The 22,131-nt window shown below is 75.0% G+C and carries 16 protein-coding genes and 4 pseudogenes; 15 read left to right on the top strand and 5 right to left on the bottom strand.

What is annotated here, in order from left to right; all coding sequences use genetic code 11:
• Window positions 1-154 precede the first annotated feature (154 nt).
• Together E4N63_RS23510 and E4N63_RS23505 are read left to right on the top strand one after the other, a co-directional pair.
• The gene (locus E4N63_RS23510) at window positions 155-826 is read left to right on the top strand and encodes an HNH endonuclease family protein (protein WP_125626708.1); all 672 of its coding nucleotides are present in this window, start codon (window positions 155-157) and stop codon (window positions 824-826) included.
• A gap of 172 nt (window positions 827-998) precedes the next feature.
• Window positions 999-2,804 (top strand): annotated as a pseudogene (locus E4N63_RS23505) (alkaline phosphatase D family protein).
• 66 nt (window positions 2,805-2,870) lie between these two features.
• On the opposite strand, the gene E4N63_RS23500 reads toward E4N63_RS23505, so the two are convergent.
• Entirely contained in the window at window positions 2,871-3,707 is an 837-nt protein-coding gene (locus tag E4N63_RS23500; protein WP_228429774.1) for a superoxide dismutase family protein, read from the bottom strand.
• Between the two features lie 229 nt (window positions 3,708-3,936).
• Between E4N63_RS23500 and E4N63_RS23495 the strand changes: the two genes are divergently transcribed.
• Window positions 3,937-4,602, top strand: a complete 666-nt coding sequence (locus E4N63_RS23495) for a DedA family protein (protein ID WP_125624925.1) — start codon at window positions 3,937-3,939, stop codon at window positions 4,600-4,602.
• A 499-nt stretch (window positions 4,603-5,101) separates the two neighbouring features.
• On the top strand, window positions 5,102-5,617 hold the full coding sequence (locus E4N63_RS23490) for a hypothetical protein (protein ID WP_230241630.1): 516 nt from the start codon (window positions 5,102-5,104) through the stop codon (window positions 5,615-5,617).
• Window positions 5,618-5,726: 109 nt separating this feature from the next.
• On the opposite strand, the gene E4N63_RS23485 is transcribed toward E4N63_RS23490, so the two are convergent.
• Window positions 5,727-6,812, bottom strand: a complete 1,086-nt coding sequence (locus E4N63_RS23485) for a Ku protein (RefSeq protein ID WP_230241629.1) — start codon at window positions 6,810-6,812, stop codon at window positions 5,727-5,729.
• A gap of 39 nt (window positions 6,813-6,851) precedes the next feature.
• On the opposite strand from E4N63_RS23485, the gene ligD reads away from it, so the two are divergent.
• The 4 genes from ligD (at window position 6,852) to E4N63_RS23465 (ending at window position 10,638) form a co-directional block, all read left to right on the top strand.
• Window positions 6,852-7,751 carry a non-homologous end-joining DNA ligase gene (ligD, locus tag E4N63_RS23480; protein ID WP_230241628.1) on the top strand — a complete coding sequence of 300 codons (900 nt, stop codon included), beginning with the start codon at window positions 6,852-6,854 and terminating at the stop codon, window positions 7,749-7,751.
• A gap of 155 nt (window positions 7,752-7,906) precedes the next feature.
• Complete coding sequence (locus E4N63_RS23475) at window positions 7,907-8,785, top strand: ATP-dependent DNA ligase (protein WP_125624933.1); 879 nt, start codon at window positions 7,907-7,909, stop codon at window positions 8,783-8,785.
• Window positions 8,786-9,010: 225 nt separating this feature from the next.
• Entirely contained in the window at window positions 9,011-10,051 is a 1,041-nt protein-coding gene (locus E4N63_RS23470) for an N-acetylmuramoyl-L-alanine amidase (protein WP_230241627.1), read from the top strand.
• A gap of 266 nt (window positions 10,052-10,317) precedes the next feature.
• Window positions 10,318-10,638 carry a hypothetical protein gene (locus E4N63_RS23465; protein ID WP_125624914.1) on the top strand — a complete coding sequence of 107 codons (321 nt, stop codon included), beginning with the start codon at window positions 10,318-10,320 and terminating at the stop codon, window positions 10,636-10,638.
• A gap of 194 nt (window positions 10,639-10,832) precedes the next feature.
• Here E4N63_RS23465 and E4N63_RS23460 read toward each other — a convergent pair.
• A pseudogene (locus E4N63_RS23460) lies at window positions 10,833-12,076 on the bottom strand (RtcB family protein).
• 290 nt (window positions 12,077-12,366) lie between these two features.
• Entirely contained in the window at window positions 12,367-12,825 is a 459-nt protein-coding gene (locus E4N63_RS31255) for an archease (RefSeq protein WP_228429775.1), read from the bottom strand.
• A 339-nt stretch (window positions 12,826-13,164) separates the two neighbouring features.
• Between E4N63_RS31255 and E4N63_RS23450 the strand changes: the two genes are divergently transcribed.
• On the top strand, window positions 13,165-15,447 hold the full coding sequence (locus E4N63_RS23450; protein ID WP_308188734.1) for a sulfatase: 2,283 nt from the start codon (window positions 13,165-13,167) through the stop codon (window positions 15,445-15,447).
• Window positions 15,448-15,711: 264 nt separating this feature from the next.
• The gene (locus tag E4N63_RS23445; protein ID WP_125624908.1) at window positions 15,712-16,053 is read left to right on the top strand and encodes a hypothetical protein; all 342 of its coding nucleotides are present in this window, start codon (window positions 15,712-15,714) and stop codon (window positions 16,051-16,053) included.
• Window positions 16,054-16,142: 89 nt separating this feature from the next.
• On the opposite strand, the gene E4N63_RS23440 is transcribed toward E4N63_RS23445, so the two are convergent.
• Window positions 16,143-16,925 (bottom strand): CDP-alcohol phosphatidyltransferase family protein, encoded by a 783-nt coding sequence (locus E4N63_RS23440; protein WP_230241626.1) that lies wholly within the window; start codon window positions 16,923-16,925, stop codon window positions 16,143-16,145.
• Window positions 16,926-17,219: 294 nt separating this feature from the next.
• Between E4N63_RS23440 and E4N63_RS23435 the strand changes: the two genes are divergently transcribed.
• The 5 genes and pseudogenes from E4N63_RS23435 to E4N63_RS23415 form a co-directional block, all read left to right on the top strand.
• Window positions 17,220-18,203 carry a zinc-binding alcohol dehydrogenase gene (locus E4N63_RS23435; RefSeq protein WP_230241625.1) on the top strand — a complete coding sequence of 328 codons (984 nt, stop codon included), beginning with the start codon at window positions 17,220-17,222 and terminating at the stop codon, window positions 18,201-18,203.
• 198 nt (window positions 18,204-18,401) lie between these two features.
• A complete protein-coding gene (locus tag E4N63_RS23430; RefSeq protein WP_019709268.1) occupies window positions 18,402-18,800 on the top strand; it encodes a 6-carboxytetrahydropterin synthase in 399 nt (132 codons plus the stop codon).
• Window positions 18,801-18,847: 47 nt separating this feature from the next.
• The gene (locus E4N63_RS23425; RefSeq protein WP_125624929.1) at window positions 18,848-19,999 is read left to right on the top strand and encodes a glycosyltransferase family 4 protein; all 1,152 of its coding nucleotides are present in this window, start codon (window positions 18,848-18,850) and stop codon (window positions 19,997-19,999) included.
• Window positions 19,989-21,058 (top strand): annotated as a pseudogene (locus E4N63_RS23420) (class I SAM-dependent methyltransferase). The gene E4N63_RS23425 and the pseudogene E4N63_RS23420 overlap by 11 nt, the downstream one beginning before the upstream one ends.
• Window positions 21,059-21,087: 29 nt before the next feature.
• Window positions 21,088-22,050, top strand: a pseudogene (locus tag E4N63_RS23415) (lysylphosphatidylglycerol synthase domain-containing protein); the annotation flags it as partial.
• Between the last annotated feature and the right edge of the window lie 81 nt (window positions 22,051-22,131).

The following is a 22,131-nucleotide window of genomic DNA, read 5'->3' as shown; positions in this document are numbered from 1 at the left end:
TCCACCCTGCCGCCGGGCATAGACACGTCAAACCCTTGATCTGACGTGCTCATGTCGTCAATCTGTAACCCGGCGCCCCACCCCAGGACATCTGGCGGCGGCAGCCTGTGGCCGATCCCCACCGGCCAACATCCCCCCGTCCCCAGGAGTTCCCATGCCCCGTACCCACTCCGCCACCACCCCGCGCGGCACGGTCTACGCGCGTCGCGCCGGCCTGGCCGCCGGGCTCACCGCCCTGCTCGGCACAGTGCTGCTCAGCGGTCCGTCCGCGCAGGCGGCGCCCCCCACTCCGCCGAGCGCCTCCACCGCCCGCAGCTACCTCTCCCAGCTGACGGTCAGGGCGGAAGGTTCCAGCAGCGGCTACAGCCGCGATCTGTTCCCGCACTGGAGCACCCAGAGCGGCAGCTGCAACACCCGCGAGGTCGTGCTCAAGCGCGACGGCACCAACGTCGAGCAGAACAGCTCCTGCGCGGCGGTCAGCGGCACGTGGCGCTCCCCGTACGACGGCGGCGTATGGACCGCTGCCTCCGACGTCGACATCGACCACGTCGTGCCGCTCGCCGAGGCCTGGCGCTCCGGCGCCTCCTCCTGGACCACCAGCAAGCGGCAGGGTTTCGCCAACGACCTCACCCGCGCCCAGCTCATAGCCGTCACGGACAACGTGAACCAGTCCAAGGGGGACAAGGACCCCGCGGAGTGGATGCCGCCGAGCAGCGGCTACCACTGCATGTACGCCCGCATGTGGGTCCAGGTGAAGCACTACTACGCCCTCTCGGTCGACTCCGCCGAGAAGTCCGCGCTCAGCGGCGTCCTGAACGGCTGCTGACCCGCCTGGCCCCCAGGAGCCCGCGGGCGGGCAGGGGCTGGACAGGGATGGGTCCGGCCGGGGACCCCGCCGGACCCCGGCCGGCCGCCGTGCCGGACCACCCGCCGCCCGGCACTCCCGCCTCCCTCCGTCGTTCCGTACCGTTGCGGGACGACGGAGGGAGGCGATCACCATGACCGGACTGCGACTGGGCCCGCTTCTGCGGTACGTGGACGAGCACAGCGCCACGGTCTGGGTCGAGACGGACGGCCCGTGCGAGGCGGAGGTCCGCTGCGCCGGCGGCACGGAGGACGCGCGTGCCGCCGGCGGCACGGGCGGCGCACCCCTCGCGGGAGCGGCCGCACCCGGTGGCACGGCACCCCCGGCGGCCCCCGGCGGCACGGCACGGAGCTGGCGGGTCGGCGGCCACCACTACGCACTGGTGACCGTCACCGGCCTGGCTCCGGAGAGCACCACCCGTACCGGGTGCTGCTCGACGGCCGCCAGGTCTGGCCCCGCCCGGCGGCGGCGAGCCCGCCCCGTCATCCGCACCCTTCCGCGCCCCGGCACCGACGGCGCGGACGGCGTCCCCCTCCGCGTCTCCTTCGGCTCCTGCCGCTGGGCCGCCCCGCCGTCCACCACCGCCGGTGCCGGTCTGGGCCCGGACGCGCTGGACACCCTCTCCCTCCGGCTGACCGCCGATCCGCACGCCGAACGCCCGGACGTCCTGCTGCTCCTGGGCGACCAGGTGTACGCGGACGAGACCTCCGAGGCGACCCGGCGGTGGATCGCGGAACGGCGCGGCCTGGGGGAGCCGCCGGGCGACCAGGTCGCGGACTACGAGGAGTACACCCGCCTCTACGACGAGTCCTGGTCCGACCCCGAGCTGCGCAGGCTGCTGGCCACCGTCCCCAGCTGCATGATCTTCGACGACCACGACGTCATAGACGACTGGAACACCAGCGAGGCCTGGCTGGCGGAGATGGAGGCCACCGGCTGGTGGCGCGAGCGGGTGCTGTCCGGACTGATGTCCTACTGGGTCTACCAGCACCTGGGGAACCTCTCCCCCGCCGAACTGGCGGCCGACCCGCTCTTCACCGCCGTACGGGAGGCACCCGACGGCACCGCGCTCGTACGGGAGTTCGCGGCCGCCGCCTACGCCGACCCCGCCCACGTCCGCTGGAGCTACCGCCGCGACTTCGGCCGGACCCGGCTCCTGATGGTCGACACCCGCGCCGCCCGCGTCCTGCCCGAGCAGCGGCGCGCGATGCTCGACAAGGGCGAGTCCGACTGGCTGCGCGAACAGGCGCTGGCAGACCCCGGCTCGCGCGACCATCTGCTGATCGGCACCTCGCTGCCCTGGCTGCTGCCGCCCGCCATCCACGACGCCGAGCAGTGGAACGCGGCCCTGTGCGGCGGGGAGCGCGGCTCCCGCTGGGCCCGCTGGGGCGAGAAGGTGCGGCAGCGCGCGGACCTGGAGCACTGGGCCGCGTTCCCGGCCTCCTTCGACGCGCTGACCGAGCTGGTCGCCCGCGCGGGCGGCGGTCCGGAGGCGCCGGCCACGGTCTGCGTCCTCTCGGGCGACGTCCACCACGCGTACATCGCCGAGCCGCGGTGGCCGGAGGCGCCCGGCGGTACGGGCGGAGCCGGGCCGGACGGAGCGGTCCGGCCCTCGGCCCGGGTGTTCCAGCTGACCTGCTCCCCGCTGCACAACAGCGTCCCGGCGGCGATCAAGCTCGGTTTCCGCTTCGGCTGGAGCCGCGCGGGCCGCCTGCTGGGGCGCGTCCTGGCCCGGCACGGGCGGGTCCGGCGGTCACCGGTGAGCTGGCGGAAGGCCGGCGGGCCGTGGTTCGGCAACCAGCTGATGACCCTGACGCTGCGCGGCCGCGAGGCCGCTCTGACGCTCCACCGCGCCGAGCCCGACGGCGCCGGAGGCTCGCGGCTGGCCACGGTCCTGGACCGACGGATGACCGGCCCGGACGGCGGCGGAGCCGGCTAACCGGTGAGCCGCCCCGGCCGGACCGGCTCACCACCGGCCGGCCGGGCCACGGCCCGCGGCGCCTCCTCAGCGCTGCGCGGCGAACGGCACCGTGAAGCAGGCCAGCCGCGCACCGGCGGTACCGGCCGCGCCGTCCTCCGTCGCCGTGGTGTGCTCGTGCAGCACCACGGAACGGGCCTCGCCGGGCCGGAAGTTCCAGTCCTGCCGGGCCTCCGCCGCGCCGTCGCCGGAGTCGCCGGCGGTGAAGTCCAGCCACACCTCGTTGTCCGGGTTGGCGTACCGGGGGTCGGTGGACGGCTGTTCGGGGTCCCGGCGGTGCTGGTAGTGCGGACCGGAGGAGTCCGGTTCGGCACCGCAGGGCCGGGTGTGCACATGTGCTCCGTAGGCGCGTCCGGGCTCGAGCCCGCTCACCCGGAGCCACACCGTCGTCCCCTCCGGGTCCGTCCACTGGCGCACGCCGATCCGGGCCCCGGGCGGCACGGCTTCCGTGTCGTAGGTGACCGCGCCCACCGGGCCGAGCGGGGTCACCGGGGCGAACCCGGATTCCGCGTTGACCCGGGAGAACCGGGGGGCGTCCCGGGACGTCCGCTCCCCACCCCCCTCCGGGGTGCCGGCGTCCCGGGCCGCGGCGGGGCGGTCGTCCCGCGGGCGGGGGCCGAGCACGTCGCGGAGCCAGTGGCTCAGCGGCCCGTCGTCGGCGGCGGTATGGCTTCCGTCACTCCGCTCCGGGTCCGGCTCCGCCGCGCCGGCCGGCCCCACGGACGGCAGGCCGCCGGTCAGGGCCAGCACCAGGACGAGCACGACGGCCGGGGCGGCACTGCCGCCGGCCGCCGCCCGGGTCCGCCACCCGCCCCAACGGGCCGCCGTACGCCTGCTCTTCACCGATGTCACCGCGTCGTTCATCGCACTCCTCGTCCACACGCCGTTCTGCGGTTCCGGGGTCTCCGGGCGACCATCCCTTCCCGGCGACGCCGGCGCTCCGTGCCCGCCGTACGGATGTTCCGCGCCCGGATCCGGCGCGGCGCGGCCCGGAGACCGGCCCGCCCGCCCCGGGCGTACGCTGTACGGCGGTACATGACCGCTTCTGCCGCACCCCCGCGACGCGCGGTCGGGGGTTCGGATGGGAGAAGCCGTGCTGGAGGATCTGGGGTCGCTGACGGCGGCCCCGTGCATCTACGTCATCGTCGTGGTGTCGGTGCTGCTCGACGTCTTCCTGCCCGTGCTGCCGAGCGGGGTCCTGGTGATCGCGGCGGCCACCGCGGCGGCGGGCGCGGGTGCGGCCGACGCCGTCGACGCCGCCACCGGTGCGGCCGGCTCCGCCGCGGGCGGTGTGCCGGACCTCCTGGTGCTCGCCCTCTGCGCCGCGACCGCTTCCGTCCTCGGCGACCTGGCCGCGTACCGGCTGGCCCGGCGCGGCGGTGAGCGGTTCGACCGCGCCATCGCCCGGTCCCGCCGGCTCTCCTCCGCGCAGGACCGGCTGGGCACCGCGCTGGTCCGGGGCGGCGGCCCGCTGGTGCTGCTCGCCCGCTTCGCGCCCGCGGGCCGGTCGGTGGTGAGCCTGGGCGCGGGCGCCGCGCACCGCGCTGTCCGGGAGTTCCTGCCCTGGTCCGCGCTGGCGGGCCTGATGTGGGCGGGCTACGGCGTGAGCCTCGGCTATGTCGGCGGGCAGTGGCTGGGCGCGTCCTGGTTCGGCGCCGCCGTCTCGGTGCTGGCCCTCCTCGCGGCCGGCTCGGCGGCCGCGTACGCCCTCCGGCGCCCTGCCCGCCCGGGCGGGCCGCGTCCGGACGGGGCGGCGTAGCCCGGGAGGAGTTCTCGGCCGGAGCGGGCCGGACCGGGGAGCGGGAGCGGTCCGGTCCCGTGGACCACAGGGCGGACGAGGGCGCCGGGGCGGAGTCCCGGCAACCAGTACCGGCAACCAGCGGCAACGCGACGGGCGCCGGTGCCGGACCCCGGCGAACCCGGCTTGATCCACACGACAGGCGCCGGCCGCGCCGCGCCCCCGGCCACCGCCCGAACACCCCTTCCCGCGTTCGGGGTTCACACGATCCCCGCCCCCACGCCCCGGTGCGCACACCGCCCACCACGGCCTGGTGCGCAGGGCCGCAGCACCGCCCGGTGCGGCCCTTCACCCGTCCGGCCGCTCCTCCGTACGGCCAGTCGTTCGTACGGCCACTCGTTCGCAGCGCCCGGATCGCCGGGCCCGGGCGGGGCTTCTAGCCTTCCCCGAGGAGAGCGCGGGCCTCCGGCCGCACACGGCGGGCCCGGAGCCCGCCGTGGACGTGGAGGAGGACCCGCCCATGCGCAGCACACGCCTCGCCGCGCCGGCCGCCCTGGCCGCCGCCGTCCTGAGCGCGGCTCCGCTCACGGCGGCGGAGCCGTTCGCCCCCGCCGCGGCCGCCGCCTCGGACGGCGCTCCGCCGGGCCCGGCCGTCGAGACGGATCCGTCCGCCATCGCGCCGGGCGGCACGCTGCGCCTGCGGGCCACCGGGTGCGACAGCCGTACCGGTACGGCCTCGTCCCCGGCCTTCGGGCGCATCAGGCTGGAACCAAGCGATCTGAAGGCCGGTCATCTGTTCGGCAGCGCCACGGTCCATCTCCACGCCGGGACCGGCGAGCACCAGGTGAGCGTCCGGTGCGGCGGCCCCGAGGGCCGCTCGGCCGCCACGCGCGTCACCGTCTCGCGGGAGGCGGTGGAGGCCGGAGCGGGCGGCTTCCGCGGAACGGTGACGGCGGCGGGCGGCGCCCTGCTGCTGGCGGCCGCGGCGCTCGGCCTGTACCTGCACCGCCGCGCCCGTACGGCCCCCGGCCGCTGAATCCCGTACGGGGCCGCCCGCCTCCGTACAAGCCGATCCGTACGGGCCGAAGGCGGCCGACCGGACACGCCCGGTGCCCGCCCACGCGGGCCGGAGCGGTCTCCGGCCGTCAGCCGGTGGCGCGGTCCTGCTTCTTGGCCGACGCCGTCTTCTTCGCCGCCCCGGACGTGCTCCGCCGCCCGCGGGAGTCCTTCGCCGCCGATCCGCTCTTCTTCGCCGCCGTGCTCTTCCGGCTCCCGCCGGTCTTCTTGCCCGCCTTGCCCGCCCCTTCCTCCTCCGCTCCACCGCGCTTGGCGGTGCTCTTCCGCGCCGCCGTCTTCCCGGCGCCCTTCCCGGCGCCCTTGCCGGACCGCAGCTCCCGGACGTCGCCCTCCGCCCCGGCGGCCTCCTCCCCACCGGCCGCCGCGGCCTGCTCGCCGCGCCCCTCCCGTGCCGCGCGGACGCTGTTCTCCAGCGCGGCCATCAGGTCGATGACCTTGCCCCCGGCCTCCACCCGCTCCCGCGCCTCCTCCGGCTCGACGCCCTCCAGCTTGGCGGCGACCAGCGCCTCGACGGCTTCCCGGTACTCGTCGTGCAGCTCCTCGGGATCCAGGTCGCCGAGGGTCTCCATCAGGGTGTCGGCCAGATCGAGTTCCGCGTCGCGGATGCCGACCTCGGTGTCGGGCGCGACCCCGGTCGCGGGCCGGATCTCGTCCGGCCAGAGCATGGTGTGCAGGGCGAGGGCGTCGTCGACGACCCGCAGCATCGCCAGGGTCTCGCGGCCGCGGAGGGCCAGTTTGGCGATGGCCACCTTCTCGCTGCGGTTCAGCGCCTCGCGGAGCAGGACGTACGGCTTGGCCGCGCCGCCGCCGTCGGCACCGAGGTAGTAGGAGCGGTCGAGCTGGAGGGGGTCCACGGTGTCGGCCGGCACGAAGGCGAGGATCTCGATGGTGCGGGCGGTGGGCAGCGGCAGCGCGGAGAGGTCCTCGTCGCTGAGCGGCACGGTCGTCCCGTCGGCGGCCTCGAAGGCCTTGGTGATCTCCTCCGTGGGGACTTCCTCCCCGTCCAGCTCGCAGACCTTGCGGTAGCGGATGCGCCCGCCGTCGGCCGCGTGGACCTGGCGGAACGAGACCGAGTGGTTCTCCGTCGCCCCGAAGACCTTGACCGGGATGCTGACCAGACCGAAGGAAATGGAACCCTTCCAGATGGATCGCACGATTCACACCTTTCGTGCCTTCATGTGATGATCCATGCTATGTCGATCATCGCCGAGGTGGAGGGGCGGCGGCTGGCGCTCAGCAATCTCGAGAAGGTCCTCTATCCGAGCGGTTTCACCAAGGGTGAGGTCCTGCACTACTACGCCGCTGTCGCGCCGGCACTCCTGCCCCACCTGTACGACCGCCCGCTGTCCCTGCTGCGCTATCCGGACGGCGCGGGGGGCGAGCACTTCTTCGCGAAGAACGTGCCGCCCGGTGCCCCCGCCTGGGTGAAGACCGCCGAGGTCCCGCGCTCGGAGGACAAATGGGCGCGGCAGATCCTGGTCCAGGACCTGCCGACGCTGGTCTGGGTGGCGAACCTCGTCACCGAGCTGCACACCCCGCAGTGGAAGGCCGCGGAGCCCGCCCTCGCCGACCGGCTCGTCCTCGATCTCGACCCGGGCAGCCCGGCGACGGTCGTCGAGTGCTGCGTCGTCGCGGACTGGCTGCGCGAGCGGCTGGCCGGGGACGGCCTGCGCTCCTACGCCAAGACGAGCGGCTCCAAGGGGCTGCACCTGCTCGTCCCGCTGCACCCTCCCGCGCCCTCGCGCGAGGTCACCTCCTACGCCAAGGCCCTCGCGGTGGAGGCCGCGCGGGTGATGCCGGGGCTGGTCACCCACCGGATGTCGCGCTCGCTGCGGCCGGGAAAGGTCTTCGTCGACTTCAGCCAGAACGCGGCCGCCAAGACCACCGCCGCCCCGTACACGCTGCGGGCCCGCGACACCCCGACCGTCTCCGCGCCGGTGGAGTGGGCGGAGATCCGGGCCTGCTCGGACCCGGAGCAGCTGGCCTTCCGCGCCGGTGACCTGCCGGGACGGCTGGAGGGGCACGGGGACCTGCTGGCCGGGCTCCTCGACCCGGAACGCGGCCACCCGCTGCCGGACCTGCGGGCGCCGTGAGCGACCCCGGAGCGGAACCGGCGCGGGGCACGGGCGCCGGGGACGGGCACGGGCCCCGCCCGGGGCCGGGGGACGCCGGCGCGGAGAGCCCCGGCGGCAGCAGGCCGGACCCCGGCACCGGCGGCCGGCCCGCCCGGGCCGTGCTGCGCCCGCCGGTGGAGGTGGCACTGGCCCGGCCGGTGGAGCGGCTGCCCAGCGGCACCGGTCTCGCGTACGAACCCAAGTTCGACGGCCACCGGATTGTCCTGTTCCGCGACCGCGACCGCGTCCTCCTCCAGGCGCGCTCCGGCCGGATCGTCACCGGCTCCTTCCCCGATCTGGTCACGGCGGCCGAGGCGCTGCCCGCCGGGACGGTGCTGGACGGCGAGGTCGTCGTCTGGACGGAGGGGCGCACCGACTTCGCCGCCGTGCAGAAGCGCGCCATGGCCCGCCGCGGCCGGGCCGCCGAGCTCGCCCGGCGGCTTCCCGCCTCGTACGCGGCCTTCGACCTGCTGGCCACCGGCACCACGGACCTCCGGCCGCTGCCGTACCGGCGGCGGCGCGCCGCGCTGACCGGTCTGCTAGCCCCGGTCGGACCGCCCGTGCAGGCGGTGCCGATGACCACCGACGAGGAGGTGGCCTCGCTCTGGTACGAGACGCTGACCGCGAACGGGATCGAGGGCCTGGTCGTCAAACGGCTCGACGGGCCCTACCGCGGCGGCCGGCGCGACTGGCTCAAACTGCGACACTCCGACACCCGCGACGCGGTGGTCGCCGGGGTGACGGGTTCCCGCACGCATCCGCGCGCCCTGGCAGTGGTCCTGCCCGGCGACGACACCCCCGTCCTCACCTCCCCGCTGGCCCCGGCGGTCCGCGCGCAGCTCGCCGGGGCCCTCGCGGGTCTGCCGCCGGGCGGGGAGCCTACGGCGGCCGGAGCCGTGACCACGGACGGAACGCCGTATCTGCCCGTACCGCCGGTGCTGACGGTGGAGGTGCGGCAGAGCTCGACCCGCCATCCCCTGACGACGGTCAGCCGGCTGCGCCTGCCGGAGTGACGGCCGGTCACCGCGACCCGCGTCAAGGCCCGTTACCGGCCAATTACCGGCGTTTTGCCCGGAGGGCGTTTCCGCACCGCCGTATCACGGGCATCACCACTGAGCCAACACGCCGAGACTCTCGAAGTCCGTTGATATTACCGATAGTTGGCTACCTTCTCTGTTCCCGGCACGCCCCGCCCCCACGGCGTGCCCTCTTCCATCCAGCAGTCCAAGGGATGCCCCATGGCCACACCCCTCTCCGCGAGCCGGCTCCTCGCAGCGATCAAGGCCGAAGGCTGCAAGGTCGTCGAGTACAAGAGCTGGCGCACCCACAACCGCAACCACAAGGGTCCCTGGGGGCCGGTGTACGGCGTGATGATCCACCACACCGTCACCTCCGGCACCGACTCGTCCGTGGCCCTCTGCTACAACGGGCACAGTTCGCTGCCCGGACCGCTCTGCCACACCGTGGGCGCCAAGAACGGCACGCTCTACATGGTGGGCAACGGCCGGGCGAACCACGCCGGTTCGGGTGACGACGACGTCCTGCGCGCCGTCATCGACGAGCGCGCCCTGCCGGCCGACAACGAGGCCAACACCGACGGCAACCGCCACTTCTACGGCATCGAGCTGATCAACCTCGGCAACGGCCGCGACCCGTGGCCCGAACCCCAGCTCGACGCCGCGGCCCGCTGGGCCGCCGCCATCTGCCGCGCGCACGGCTGGAACGAACGCTCCGTCATCGGGCACCTGGAGTGGCAGCCGGGAAAGGTCGATCCGCGCGGCTTCACCATGAGCAGTTTCCGGTCCCGCGTGAAAGCCCTGCTCTCACGCCCGCCCGGTCAGGACAACACCGCCCCGGAGGACGACGTGCCGCTCTACCTCAGTCTCGGTATGCACAAGGAATTCACCATGGTTCCCGGAACCTGGTACTCGGTGGCCTGGGACCAGGAGTGGTCGGACCCGCTCAAGCACCACGCCGCGGGCGGCCGCACGTTCGCGACCAACTGCCAGTACAACGGCGTGGCCTCGATACGGGTCCGCGGCCTCACCCCGGGCCGGGAGCTCCAGGCCCGCATCGTCGAGGACGACGGCTCCGGCAACACCGTGCAGCATCATCCGATCGGTGAGGCGGTCGGCACCGCCGGGAGCACCTTCCTCGCCTTCCCCTTCTCGGGCAAGGCGCGCAAGGACCGCAGGACAAAACTCCAGATCGCACACAACGGCGAGGAGCCGGTGACGGTCGAGAACAGCTATCTCAAAGCCCAGGTCTGGCCGAACTGACCACGCCTTCCCCGCCCTCGAACGGGTGGCCGGGGCGGGGAAAGCCGGGGGTGGCGTCCGGGGATCGAACCCGGACGCCACCCCCGGCCCTGTCTCCGGGCCCGGTCCGCCGCCCCGGAGGGCCACCGGGACGAACAGACATACCGAAAAACCCCTATCCGGGCTCTATCCGGACCATGCGCCACCTAAGCCGGGAAAAGGATGGTTAGCCTCTATCCACCCCATCCGGTTCGCCGGATGACATCACTGGAGGAAGAGGAGACCTCATGCGCAAACTGCAGAAGGCCGCCATCGTCATGGCCATGCTGGGGACGGTCGGGATCTTCGGGACCGGCACCGCCATGGCCCAGTCGGACATCCGGTCCGACCGCGGCCAGACACGCTACGAGCAGAGCTACGACCAGGAGAGGTACACCGAGCACCGCGGCCGGGGCCGGGGTCACGGCCACGGCCGCGGACACGGCCGCTGGGGCCACGGCCGCGGCCACGGCCACGGTCACTGGGACCACGGCCGCGGGCACCACCGCGGCCACTGGGGCCACGGCCGCGGGCACCACCGCGGCCACTGGGGTCACGGCCGCCGGTGACCACGGACGGACGCCGGACCCGGCCCCGACTCCGCGCCCGGCACCCGTCCCGCTCCACCCGCACCGGTCCGACGTCCTCCGGCCGGCGGCCCTGAAAGCCCCCGGCTGACCACCTCCACCGTCGTCGGACCGCGCCGGAGATCCCCTGCCACTCCCGTTGGCAGGGGGTCTTCGCGTGCCGCGCCGGCCCTCCGTCAGCCCTTGACGACGCCCAGCGGCACCAGACGGGCGACGAGCCGGGCGAGGCCGGCGCCCTCCGTGACGTCCGCGACCACGTCCACGTCCTTGTACGCCTCCGGGGTCTCCTCGGCCAGCCCCCGCCAGGAGGACGGCCGGACGGCCACGCCCTTCGACTCCAGGTCGGCGCGCAACCGCTCGCCGCGGACGGCGCGCAGCGCCTGATGGCGGCTCATCACCCGGCCCGCGCCGTGGCAGGCGGAGTGGAAGGCGTCATTGCCGGGCAAGCCGGTCATGACGTACGAGGCGGTGCCCATGGTGCCGGGGACGAGCACGGGCTGCCCCGCCTCCGCGAGGTCCTCCGGCAGCTCCGGGTCGCCCGGCGGCAGGGCCCGGGTCGCGCCCTTGCGGTGGACGCAGAGCCGGCGTGGCCGGCCGTCCACCTCGTGCGTCTCGACCTTGGCCATGTTGTGCGAGATGTCGTACACCAGGTCGAGACCGGTCCCGAGGGCGGTGGTGAAGGCCCGGCGGGCCGCCTCGGAGAGCAACTGCCGGTTGGCGCGGCCGTAGTTGGCGGCGGACGCCATGGCGCCCAGATAGTTGCGGCCCGGGGCCGAGTCGACCGGGGCGCAGGCGAGCTGGCGGTCCGGCAGGCGGATGCCGTAGCGGTGCAGCGCCTGGTCCATCACCTTCACATGGTCGGTGCACACCTGGTGGCCCAGTCCGCGCGAACCGCAGTGGATCATGACGCAGACCTGGTCCGGCCGCAGCCCGAAGACCGCCGCCGCCTCCGGATCGTAGAGGTGGTCGACCGCCTGGACCTCCAGGAAGTGGTTGCCGGACCCCAGACTGCCCACCTGCCCCAGCCCCGCTCCACGGCCCGCCGGCTGACCTCGCCGGGCGCGGCGCCCTGCAGTGCCCCGGAGTCCTCGCAGCGTTCCAGGTCCCGGGGCACCCCGTGGCCGTGCTCGACGGCGTACCGGGCGCCGCCCACCAGCAGGTCGTCCATCGCGTCCGGGCCCGGCAGCTCCCACAGACCGCCGCGTCCCATACCGCGCGGGACGGTGCGGCCGAGGATGTCCATCAGCCGCTCGAAACCGCCGGGGTCCAGTTCCGCGCGGGTCGTCCCGGCGGCCAGCAGCCGCACCCCGCAGGAGATGTCGAAGCCGACACCGCCGGGCGAGACGACACCGCCCTCGTCGATGTCGGTGGCGGCGACCCCGCCGATCGGGAAGCCGTACCCCCAGTGCACATCGGGCATCGCGTACGAGGCGCGGACGACGCCGGGCAGGGTCGCCACGTTCGCGACCTGCTCCAGGGCCTTGTCTCCGGCCGCCTGCGGCAGCAGCTCGCGCGAGGCGAAGACCACTCCCGGCACACGCATCGGCTCCCGCTCCTCGATCCGGAAGCGGTACGGGGTCTCCTCCGTCAGTACGATCTCCACATCCTCACCTCCGGTCCGCCGGGGGCCGCCATTCGGCCGCCCCCCTTCCCCCCGCCACCGCGGCCGTCCCGTATCCGGACGGGTCCGGACCCGGCTCCGGGCGGGCCTCAGACGTCGAGGGTCACCGCGCAGGTCCATCCCCCGGAGTCACCGCGCAGCCGGAGGTCATGCAGCGAGACGGCCTTGGGCACGGCACCGACCAGCGGAGTGCTGGAGGCGTCGGCCATCCGGCAGCGGACGGTGGCGGCCCGGCCGCCTTCCCCGCCCCGGATCGGGCCCACCACGGTCTCCAGGGGGATCTCGCCGTCGGCGTCCAGGCGGTAGACGGCCTCATCGAGGACGGAGACCAGCAGGTCCTCGTCGGTCGCCGCCGTGACCTCGAACGCGCGCTCGGCCACCGCCACGGCCCCGGAGACGTCCGCGAAGCTCTCGACGGCGGCGCGCACTGCCTCGGCGATGCACCGCTCGGCCGTCTCCGCCCACGCCTCCACCCGCAGGTCGGCGGTGTGCGGCACGGTCCGGTGGCCGCTGCCGCGCGGCCGTCCGCCGGCCTCCGTCCGGTCCACGCCACCACCTCTCCGCGACGTCCCGCGCACGGCCGGGCACCGGCGCGCCGCCGCGCCCTTCCTTCCAGGCTCACCCGGCGCCGCGCCGGCGGCAACCGGGGCGGGAGGACCGGGCACGGAAGCGCGAAGGGCTCCCCGGCCTCGGCGGCCGGGACCGCGGGTGGCAGGCCCCGGGGGTGCGGACGGCTGCCGTCCCGTCACGACCGGCAGTTTCCCTCCCGCGGCCCGCCCGGTTGATTGAGCGGTTGCCGCCAACCGGCCGTACCCATAACGGCGGGCCCCGCTCCCGAGCCCGGCCCGCCGTGCCACTACCGGGCTTCGCATGGAAGGACCTTCGGGTTGCCGCTCTCTCGTCAGCTTCCGACAACGGACAACGCCACCAAGGAGGACGGCCCGGCGCCGGACGACTCCCGGGAGCGCACACCGGACGACACCACGACCACGGACCGGGACACCGCCACGGACCGGACCGCCGCCACGGACCACGCGGACACCGCCGCCGGCGGCACGGACGGGCGGGACGATGCCGGCGCCGGCGCGGATGACGCCCCGGCAGCCGCCGGTACGGCCGCGGGCCGCACCGGAGCCGGGGAACAGCCCCCCGGAGACGACACCGCCCCCGCAGGCGACCGCGCCCGCGCAGGCGACGACGCGGACCACGGCCCCGAACAGCCGTCCGCCGAAGAGGAGTCCGCTCCGGCCGGGCGGCCCGCCCGGACCGAAGACCCGCCGCCGGCCCCGGCACCGGCGATCCCGCGGACGGGCCCGCCCCGGCCCGCACCCCGGACAGCCCGCGGCGGCGGTGACGACGGCACCGCAGGCGGCGGCGCCCCGAGGGCAGCCGCCCGCCGGAACCCCGAGCGCCCCGAGCGCCCCTGGCGCCGCGGCCCGCGCGGCCGGTGGCGGGCCGAACACCCCGCCGCGGCAAGGGTCCTGACACACGGGACGACGGCCCTGGCCGTCCTGCTCGTCTTCGCCGCGCTCGTCATGCCGAACGGGCTCAGCCGGTTCACCCCCTTCGCCTTCACGCGCCTCCCCGGTGAGGCGGTCGTCGCCGCCGCCGTCCTGCTCTTCCTGCCGCCGAGGGCCCGGCGGTGGGTCGCGGCGCTCTCCGGGGCGGGCCTCGGGCTGCTGCTCGTCCTGAAGTTCGTCGACATCGGCTTCTACTCGGTGCTGAGCCGGCCGTTCGACCTGGTGCTCGACTGGATCCTCTTCGAGGACGGCCACTCCTTCCTCGAATCCACGGTCGGCGGGACCGCCGCCACCGCGGCCGTGATCGGCGCGGTGACCCTGGCCGCCGCCGTGCCCGTGCTCATGACGCTGGCGGTGATCCGGCTGAGCGAGATCCTGGTCCGGCACCGTGCGACGGCCACCCGGACCACCTTCGTCGTCGCCATCGTCTGGATCACCTGCTCCGCGATCGGCCTCCAGATCGGCAGCACGCCGGTGGCCTCCAGCGCCGCGGCGAAGCTCGTCAAGGACCGGGTGAACCGGGTGGAGGCGGGCATCGAGGACGAACGCAAGTTCGCCCGGGTGGCCGCCGTCGACGACTTCGGCGACACCCCGCCCGACGAGCTGCTGACCGCCCTGCGCGGCAAGGACGTCCTCTTCGCCTTCATCGAGAGCTACGGCCGCGTGGCGATCGACGAGAACCCGGAGATGTCGCGGCTCATGAGCGCGGCCCTCGCGGAGGACACGGACCGGCTGGACAAGGCCGGTTTCTCCTCCCGGAGCGGCTTCCTCCGCTCCCCCACGACCGGTGCCGGCAGCTGGCTGGCCCACTCCACCCTCTGGTCCGGCCTCTGGGTCGACAACCAGCGGCGGTACCGCACCGTGACGGCGAGCGACCGCCTCACCCTCACCGGCGCCTTCCAGCGCTCCGGCGCCTGGCGGACGGTCGGCATGATGCCGGGCGTCACCCGGGCCTGGCCGGAGGGGAAGTTCTACGACTTCGACACCATCTACGACTCCAAGGAACTCGGGTACCGGGGGCCGAAGTTCAGCTGGACGCCGGTTCCCGACCAGTACACCCTGTCCGCCTTCGAGCGGCTGGAGCGCGCCAAGAAGGACCGTGATCCGCTGATGGCGGGGATCATCCTCGCCACCAGCCACAACCCGTGGGCGCCCATCCCGCGGATGATCGGCTGGGACGAGGTCGGCAACGGCTCCGTCTACCACGCCATGAAGGAGGAGGGGAAGGACCCGGAGGAGGTCTGGAAGGACCCCGAGCAGGTGCGCACCGAGTACCGGCGCGCCGTCGAGTACTCGATGGACAGCCTGGTCTCGTACCTGGAGGAGTACGGCGACGAGGACACCGTGCTCGTCGTCCTCGGCGACCACCAGCCCGTCCCGACCGTCGCCGGTGACGGGGCCAGCCGGGACGTACCGATCTCGATCGTCGCCCACGACGAGGCCGTTCTGGACCGGATCTCCGACTGGGAGTGGGACGAGGGCCTGAAGCCCGGCCCGGACGCCCCGGTCTGGCGGATGGACACCTTCCGCGACCGCTTCCTGACGGCGTACGGCCCGGAGGCCGATGCCCCGTCCGCGTCGGAGCCGGAGTTCGACGCGGACGCGGACGCGGACAAGAAAACGGACCCGGACAAGGCGGCGAAGCGGTGACCGCCGGCCGGTGAACACCGGCCCGCACCGGCAGAGGGTGAGCCCCGGGCCCGACGGCCCGGGGCTCACCCCTGCCGTCCGGACATCACGCGCACGAACGCCGCCGAGCCAGGACACCGGGTCTCAACCGGGCTGTCTATACAGCTGGTTGGGGTATGTCAATCCACCCCGGGGTCCCTTTTCGATCATCTTGGGGTAGGACGCACACGGTCCCCCACCCGACTACCTTCCTCTTTGGAATATCCGTTCGAACGGGGAGGGTGCATGACCAGCACCTTGAAGAAGATCGGGACCACCGCGTCGGCCATGGGCCTGCTGGCCGCGGGCATGACCTTCGGCCTCGCGCCGTCGGCGCAGGCCGCCGCCGGGCCGTCCGGCTGCAGCGCCTACGTGTCGCACACCAACGACCACGTGGCCGTGGGCTGGTGCAGCTCGGGCAACGGCACCTGGAACGTCCAGGCGTACTGCGGCGGCCCGGGCGGCGCCAGGGGCCCCTACAAGGGCACCCCCGGCTACCGCACGCGGGGTGTGGAGAAGGCGGCGACGCTCAACTGCGGTTCCTCCGGCTACCCGTACAACATGAAGGTCGTCGACAAGAAGGCCTGACCCGACCGGAACAGCGCACGCACGGGGGCGGCTGCCCCGGCCCGTCGAAGGGGCCGGGGCAGCCGCCCCTCCGGCGCTCCGCGGCCGGCTCAGACGCTCTCCGCCGCCGTTCCCCGGATCACCACGGCCCGGGCGTCGCGGGAGTCCCGGACGTCCCGGACCCGGAAGCGCCACAGCGTCCCGATGTCCCGGCCGAACGACCACACCAGCAGCGTCAGCGCCCCCAGCACCGTCCCGAACGCGACCGCGTACGGGAGGAGTCCGGAGCCCGCCACGAGCAGCGCCACGCCCTGCAGCGCGGCCACCGTCTTCCGCGCCATGCTCGGCGGAAGCGGCCCGTTCAGCCACGGCATCACCCGGGCCGCCGCGACGAAGCCGTAGCGCATGGCGCCGATCAGCAGCACCCAGCCGCCCAGGGCCATGGCGTCGTAGAGGCTGAGCACCAGGATCAGGAAGGCGTCGGCCTCCATGTCGAAGCGGGCCCCGAGGGGGGAGGCCGTTCCGGTGCGCCGTGCCACCTGCCCGTCCACCGCGTCCAGGCTCAGCGCCACCGCGGTGAGCGCGACCAGCGTCCCCACCGGCACCGGCCCGGTGAAGGAGTCCGCGACGAGCGCGGTCACCCCTCCGACGAGCGTCGTACGGGCCAGGGTGACGGCGTTGGCCGGCCCGAACGGCCTGGGCGGCCAGGACCGGTGCAGGGCGCGGGTGAGCAGGGCCCAGGTGCCGACCGTGAACCCCAGGCCCGTCAGCCACCCCGCGAGCCCCAGTCCGGCCACCGTGTCGAGAAGGACCAGCAGAAGGATCTGCGCGCCCGCCCCCGCGGTCGTCTCCTGGCGCAGGAGCCTCGTTTCGCATAGGTCGCTCAGGGCCACCGCGCATCCTCCCGCTGTGTGTGTGCTTGTCGGCTGTGTGAGCCGTGCCGGCTGTACGTGCTGTGTGCTGGTGCTTGTGCTGTGTTCTGTGTGCTGTGTTCTGTGTGCTGTGTTCTGTGTTCTGTGTCCGTCGCCGGTCCGCGTGCCGCTCCCGGCGCTGTGCCGGTGCGGACCGGCCCCGGCCGGGGCCGGCCGGGATGTGACGCTGTGACAGAGTCGGACCGCCGCGTACCGTGTGCGGCCTCGCGTTCAATAACGTGAGCCAGCAGCCCAGCGTTCACCAGGAGGACGCCGATGCCGCGCACCGCCCGCTCCTTCTGGCTCAACTCGCCCGGCCACGGGGAGATACGGGATGTCACCCTGCCCGAGCCGGCCGACGGCGACGTCGTCGTGCGCGCGCTGTACTCGGGCGTCAGCCGCGGCACGGAAAGCCTCGTCTTCCGCGGCGGTGTGCCCGAGAGCCAGCACACCGCGATGCGGGCGCCCTTCCAGGAGGGCGCGTTCCCCGCTCCCGTCAAGTATGGCTATCTCAGCGTCGGCCTCGTGGAAGAGGGGCCGGAGCACCTGCTCGGCCGTACGGTCTTCTGCCTCTACCCGCACCAGAGCCGGTACGTCGTCCCGGCGAGCGCCGTGACCCCGGTGCCGGACGCGGTCCCCGCCGCCCGCGCCGTGCTGGCCGGCACGGTCGAGACGGCGGTGAACGCCCTATGGGACGCGGCGCCGCTGGTCGGCGACCGGATCGCCGTCATCGGCGCCGGCATGGTCGGCTGCTCCGTCGCCGCCCTGCTCGCCCGCTTCCCGGGCGTCCGCGTTCAGCTCGTCGACGCCGATCCGTCCCGCGCCGCCGTCGCCGAGGCGCTGGGCACCGGGTTCGCCCTCCCGGGGGACGCCCTGGGCGACTGCGATCTCGTCGTCCACGCCAGCGCGAGCGAGGCCGGGCTCACGCGGGCGCTGGAACTGCTCGCCCCGGAGGGCACGGTCCTGGAGCTGAGCTGGTACGGCGACCGGCGGGTCGCCCTGCCGCTCGGCGAGGCATTCCACTCCCGCCGGCTGACCGTGCGCGCCAGCCAGGTGGGCACGGTGTCCCCCGCCCGCGCCTCCCGCCGCGGCTACGCCGACCGGCTCGCGCTCTCCCTCGGCCTGCTCGCCGACCCCGCTCTCGACGCCCTGGTCTCCGGCGAATGCGCCTTCGAGGAACTGCCGGCCACGCTCGCCCGGATCGCCTCGGGCGAACTCCCCGGGCTGTGCCACCGCGTCCGGTACGACCCGCCCGCGTGAGCCGCCCCGCGCCGGTCGGGATGAGCCGTCCCGTGTGAGCCGTTCCCCGCGTCACCGGCCGCACGCGGCACCACCACCGCCGGGCAGCGCGCCGGAATTCTCCGCGGCCCGGGCTTTGAACAGGAGTTACGCTCCGGCCGTACTGCATGGCACGGCCCGGCAGCGGGCCGCACAGCCCAGAGACCTGGAGGTCGGTCGTTGTTCAGCGTCACCGTCCGTGAGCACCTGATGGTCGCTCACAGCTTCCGCGGCGAGGTCTTCGGACCCGCGCAGCGTCTGCACGGCGCGACGTTCCTCGTGGACGCCACCTTCCGCCGTACGGACCTGGACGCCGACAACATCGTCGTCGACATCGGCCTGGCCACCAGTGAACTGGGGGCCGTGGTCGGGGAGTTCAACTACCGCAATCTCGACGAGGTGCCCGAGTTCGCCGGCGTCAACACCTCGACGGAGTACCTGGCCAAGGTCATCGCCGACCGGCTGGCCGACAAGGTGCACGCCGGGGCCCTGGGCGAGGGCGCCCGCGGCCTGAGCGGCATCTCCGTCACCCTGCACGAATCCCACATCGCCTGGGCGAGTTACGAGCGGACGCTGTGACCGGGGCCGCCACCACCACCCTGCCCCCGCGCTCGGTGCACGTGGTGATGCCGGGAGACGTGGCCGACCCGTCCGCGCCGAGCGGCGGCAACGTCTACGACCTCCGCGTCTGCCGCGATCTGCCCCGCCTCGGCTGGCAGGTCCACCCGCGCGCCGTCGACGGCGGCTGGCCGCGGCCGGGCCCCGGTGCGCGCGCCGAACTGGCCCGCGTCCTGCGGGAGCCGGCGGACGGCAGCCTCGTCCTGCTCGACGGGCTGGTCGCCTGCGCCGTGCCCGAGATCGTCGTCCCGGAGGCCGAACGGCTGCGCCTCGCCGTGCTGCTGCACCTGCCGCTGGGCGACGAGACCGGGCTCGACCCGGCGACGGCCGCCGAACTGGACGCCGCGGAGCGGGAGACCCTCCGGGCCGTGCCGGCCGTCGTCGCCACCAGCCAGTGGGCCGCCGGCCGGCTGGTGGAGCAGCACGGGCTCGCGCCCGCCCGGGTCCACGCCGCCGCGCCCGGGGCGGACATCGCCCCGCTGGCGCCGGGCACGGACGACGGCCCGCACCGGCGCGGCGCGGAAGGTGCCGAGGACACCGGGGGCGCCGGGAGCGGCGCGGACACGGGCGCCCCGCGCCTGCTGTGCGTCGCCTCGGTGACCCCGCGCAAGGGCCAGCACCGGCTGGTCGAGGCCCTGGCCGGCGTCACCGACCTGCCGTGGAGCTGCCATCTCGTCGGCGGCCTGGACCACGACCCCGCCTATGTGACCCGGCTGCGGAAGCTGATCGCCGAACTCGGCCTCGGCGACCGGGTCCGGCTCACCGGCCCCCGCACCGGCGCCGCCCTGGACGCGAGTTACGCCGCCGCCGACCTGTTCGTGCTGACCTCGTACGCCGAGACGTACGGCATGGCGGTGACCGAGGCGCTCGGGCGCGGCGTCCCCGTCCTGGCGACGGCCGTCGGCGGTGTCCCGGAGGCCGTCGGCCACACACCCGACGGCTGCCGGCCCGGTGCCCTCGTGCCGCCGGACGAACCCGCGGTGCTCACCGCCGCCCTGCGGCGCTGGCTCTCCGAGCCGGGCGTGCGCGACCGGTGGCGGACGGCCGCGCGGCGCCGGCGCGATGCCCTGGCCGGCTGGGAGACGACCGCGCGGAACCTGGCCGCGGTGCTGGAGGAGCTCCGGCTCCGTACGGAACTCCGGAGGACCCATGCCTGCTGAGACCGAGCCCGCGACCGTGCGCGACACCGCGGCGGGCGGCACGGCCACGGGCGGCGGCCCGTCCGGGAGCCCGGCCGCGTCGAGCCCGGCCGGTACCGGGAGCCTCGACGGCGCCGGGCCCGACGCCGCGGCCGGGGACGGGGCGCCCCGCTACGCCCCCGAGTGGCTGGCCCTGCGGGAGGGCGCCGACGCCGCCGCCCGCGCGCCGCGGCTGCTCGGCCCGCTGGTCCGGCACTGGGCGGGCGGGCAGGACGGGGAGGAGGGCAGCCGCAGCGACCCGGCCGTCCGGGGCGGGAGGGCCCGCTGGTGATCCGCGACCTCGGCTGCGGCACCGGCTCCATGAGCCGCTGGCTCGCGCCCCGGCTGTCCGGACCGCAGCACTGGATCCTTCACGACCACGACCCGGAGCTGCTGGAGCTGGCCGCCGAGCGGATGCCCCGCACGGCCGCCGACGGCAGCCCGGTCACGGTCGGGACCGAACAGGGGGACGCGACGCTCCTGACCGCCGACGTCCTCGCCGGTACCTCGCTCGTCACCGCTTCCGCCCTGCTCGACCTGCTGACCCGCGAGGAGGTGGACGCGCTCGCCGCGTCCTGCGCCGCCGCCGGCTGCCCGGCGCTGCTGGTGCTGTCGGTCGCCGGACGGGTCGAACTCTCCCCGGCCGACCCGCTGGACGGCGAGATCGCCGACGCCTTCAACGCCCACCAGCGCCGGGCCGTGGACGGCCGCCGGCTCCTCGGCCCGGACGCCGTCACGGAGGCCGCCGAAGCGTTCACGCGCCACGGTCTGACCGTGCGGACCGAGGCCAGCCCGTGGCGACTGGGCCCCGGCGACCCCGCCGGCCCCGCGGGCCCCACCGGCCACGGGCTGGCGCTGGCCGCGGAGTGGCTGCGGGGCTGGGTGGGTGCCGCCGTCGCACAGCGGCCGGAGCTGGCGGAGCCCGCAGGGACGTATCTGCGGCGCCGGCTGGAGTCGTGCGCGGCCGACGAGCTGCGGGCGGTCGTCCACCACAGCGACCTGCTGGCCCTTCCCGCTCCCCCGGTGGGCGGTACGCCGTGATCCCGCACGCGCTCCGGAACCGCCTCGGCATGATCGGCGGTCTGGCCATCCTCGCCGTTCTGCTGTGGCAGCTGGGCACCGGCGCCTTCCTGGACGGCGTGCGGCGGCTCGACGGCACCACGCTGCTGGCCGCGCTCGGCCTGGGCCTGCTGACCACCGTGTTCAGTGCCTGGCGCTGGTGCCTGGTGGCCCGTGGCCTGGGCATCCGGCTGAAGCTGGGCCGCGCGGTCGCCGACTACTACCGCTCGCTGTTCCTCAACGCGGCGCTGCCCGGCGGTGTCCTGGGCGATGTGCACCGCGCGGTGCGGCACGGGCGGAGCTCCGGTGACGTCGGCCGGGGCGTCCGCGCGGTCGTCCTCGAACGGTGTGCCGGGCAGGGCGTGCTGGTGGCGGTGGGCGTGGCGCTGCTGATCGCGCAGCCGTCCGCGGCCCTGGCGGAGGCGGGGCGGTCCGCCTGGCGCGTGGTGACGGCGCCGGGCGTCCTGCCGGCGCTCTCCGCGGCCGGTGCGGCGGTCCTGCTGCTCGTCCTCCGGCGGCGCCTGCGGCCGGGCGGCGCCCCGGAGGGGAGCCCGGACGGAGCTTCCGCCGCAAGGCCGGGCGGCTCCCGCTGGGCCCGCGTCCTGCGCACCACGCTGGCCGAGGCGCGCCTCGGGCTGCTGGCCCGCCGCAGCTGGCCGGGCGTGGTGGTCTCGTCCGCCGTCGTCCTGGCCGGCTATCTGGGCATGTTCCTGCTGGCGGCCCGGGCCGCCGGAGCGACGGCCCCGGCGGCCGAGCTGCTGCCCCTGATGGTGCTGGCGCTGCTCGCGATGGCGCTACCGCTGAACGTCGCCGGCTGGGGTCCCCGTGAGGGCGTCACCGCGTGGGCGTTCGGTGCCGCGGGCCTGGGTGCCGCCCAGGGGCTGACCGTCGCCGTCGTCTACGGGCTCCTGTCCTTCGCCGCGAGCCTGCCCGGTGTCGGTGTGCTGCTGGCCCAGTGGTGCGCCGGACTGCGGCGCCCGCAGGTCGAGTTCGAAGAGGGTGTCCTCACCGAGGACGGCTCGCCGGACCGGCGGGCGGAGCGCGTCGCGCATCAG

It is taken from the genome of Streptomyces sp. MNU89 (assembly GCF_020982505.1).
Lineage (GTDB): Bacteria > Actinomycetota > Actinomycetes > Streptomycetales > Streptomycetaceae > Streptomyces > Streptomyces xinghaiensis.
The sequence above is the reverse complement of the archived record's forward strand: the minus strand, read 5'-3'. Positions and strand labels throughout refer to the sequence as shown.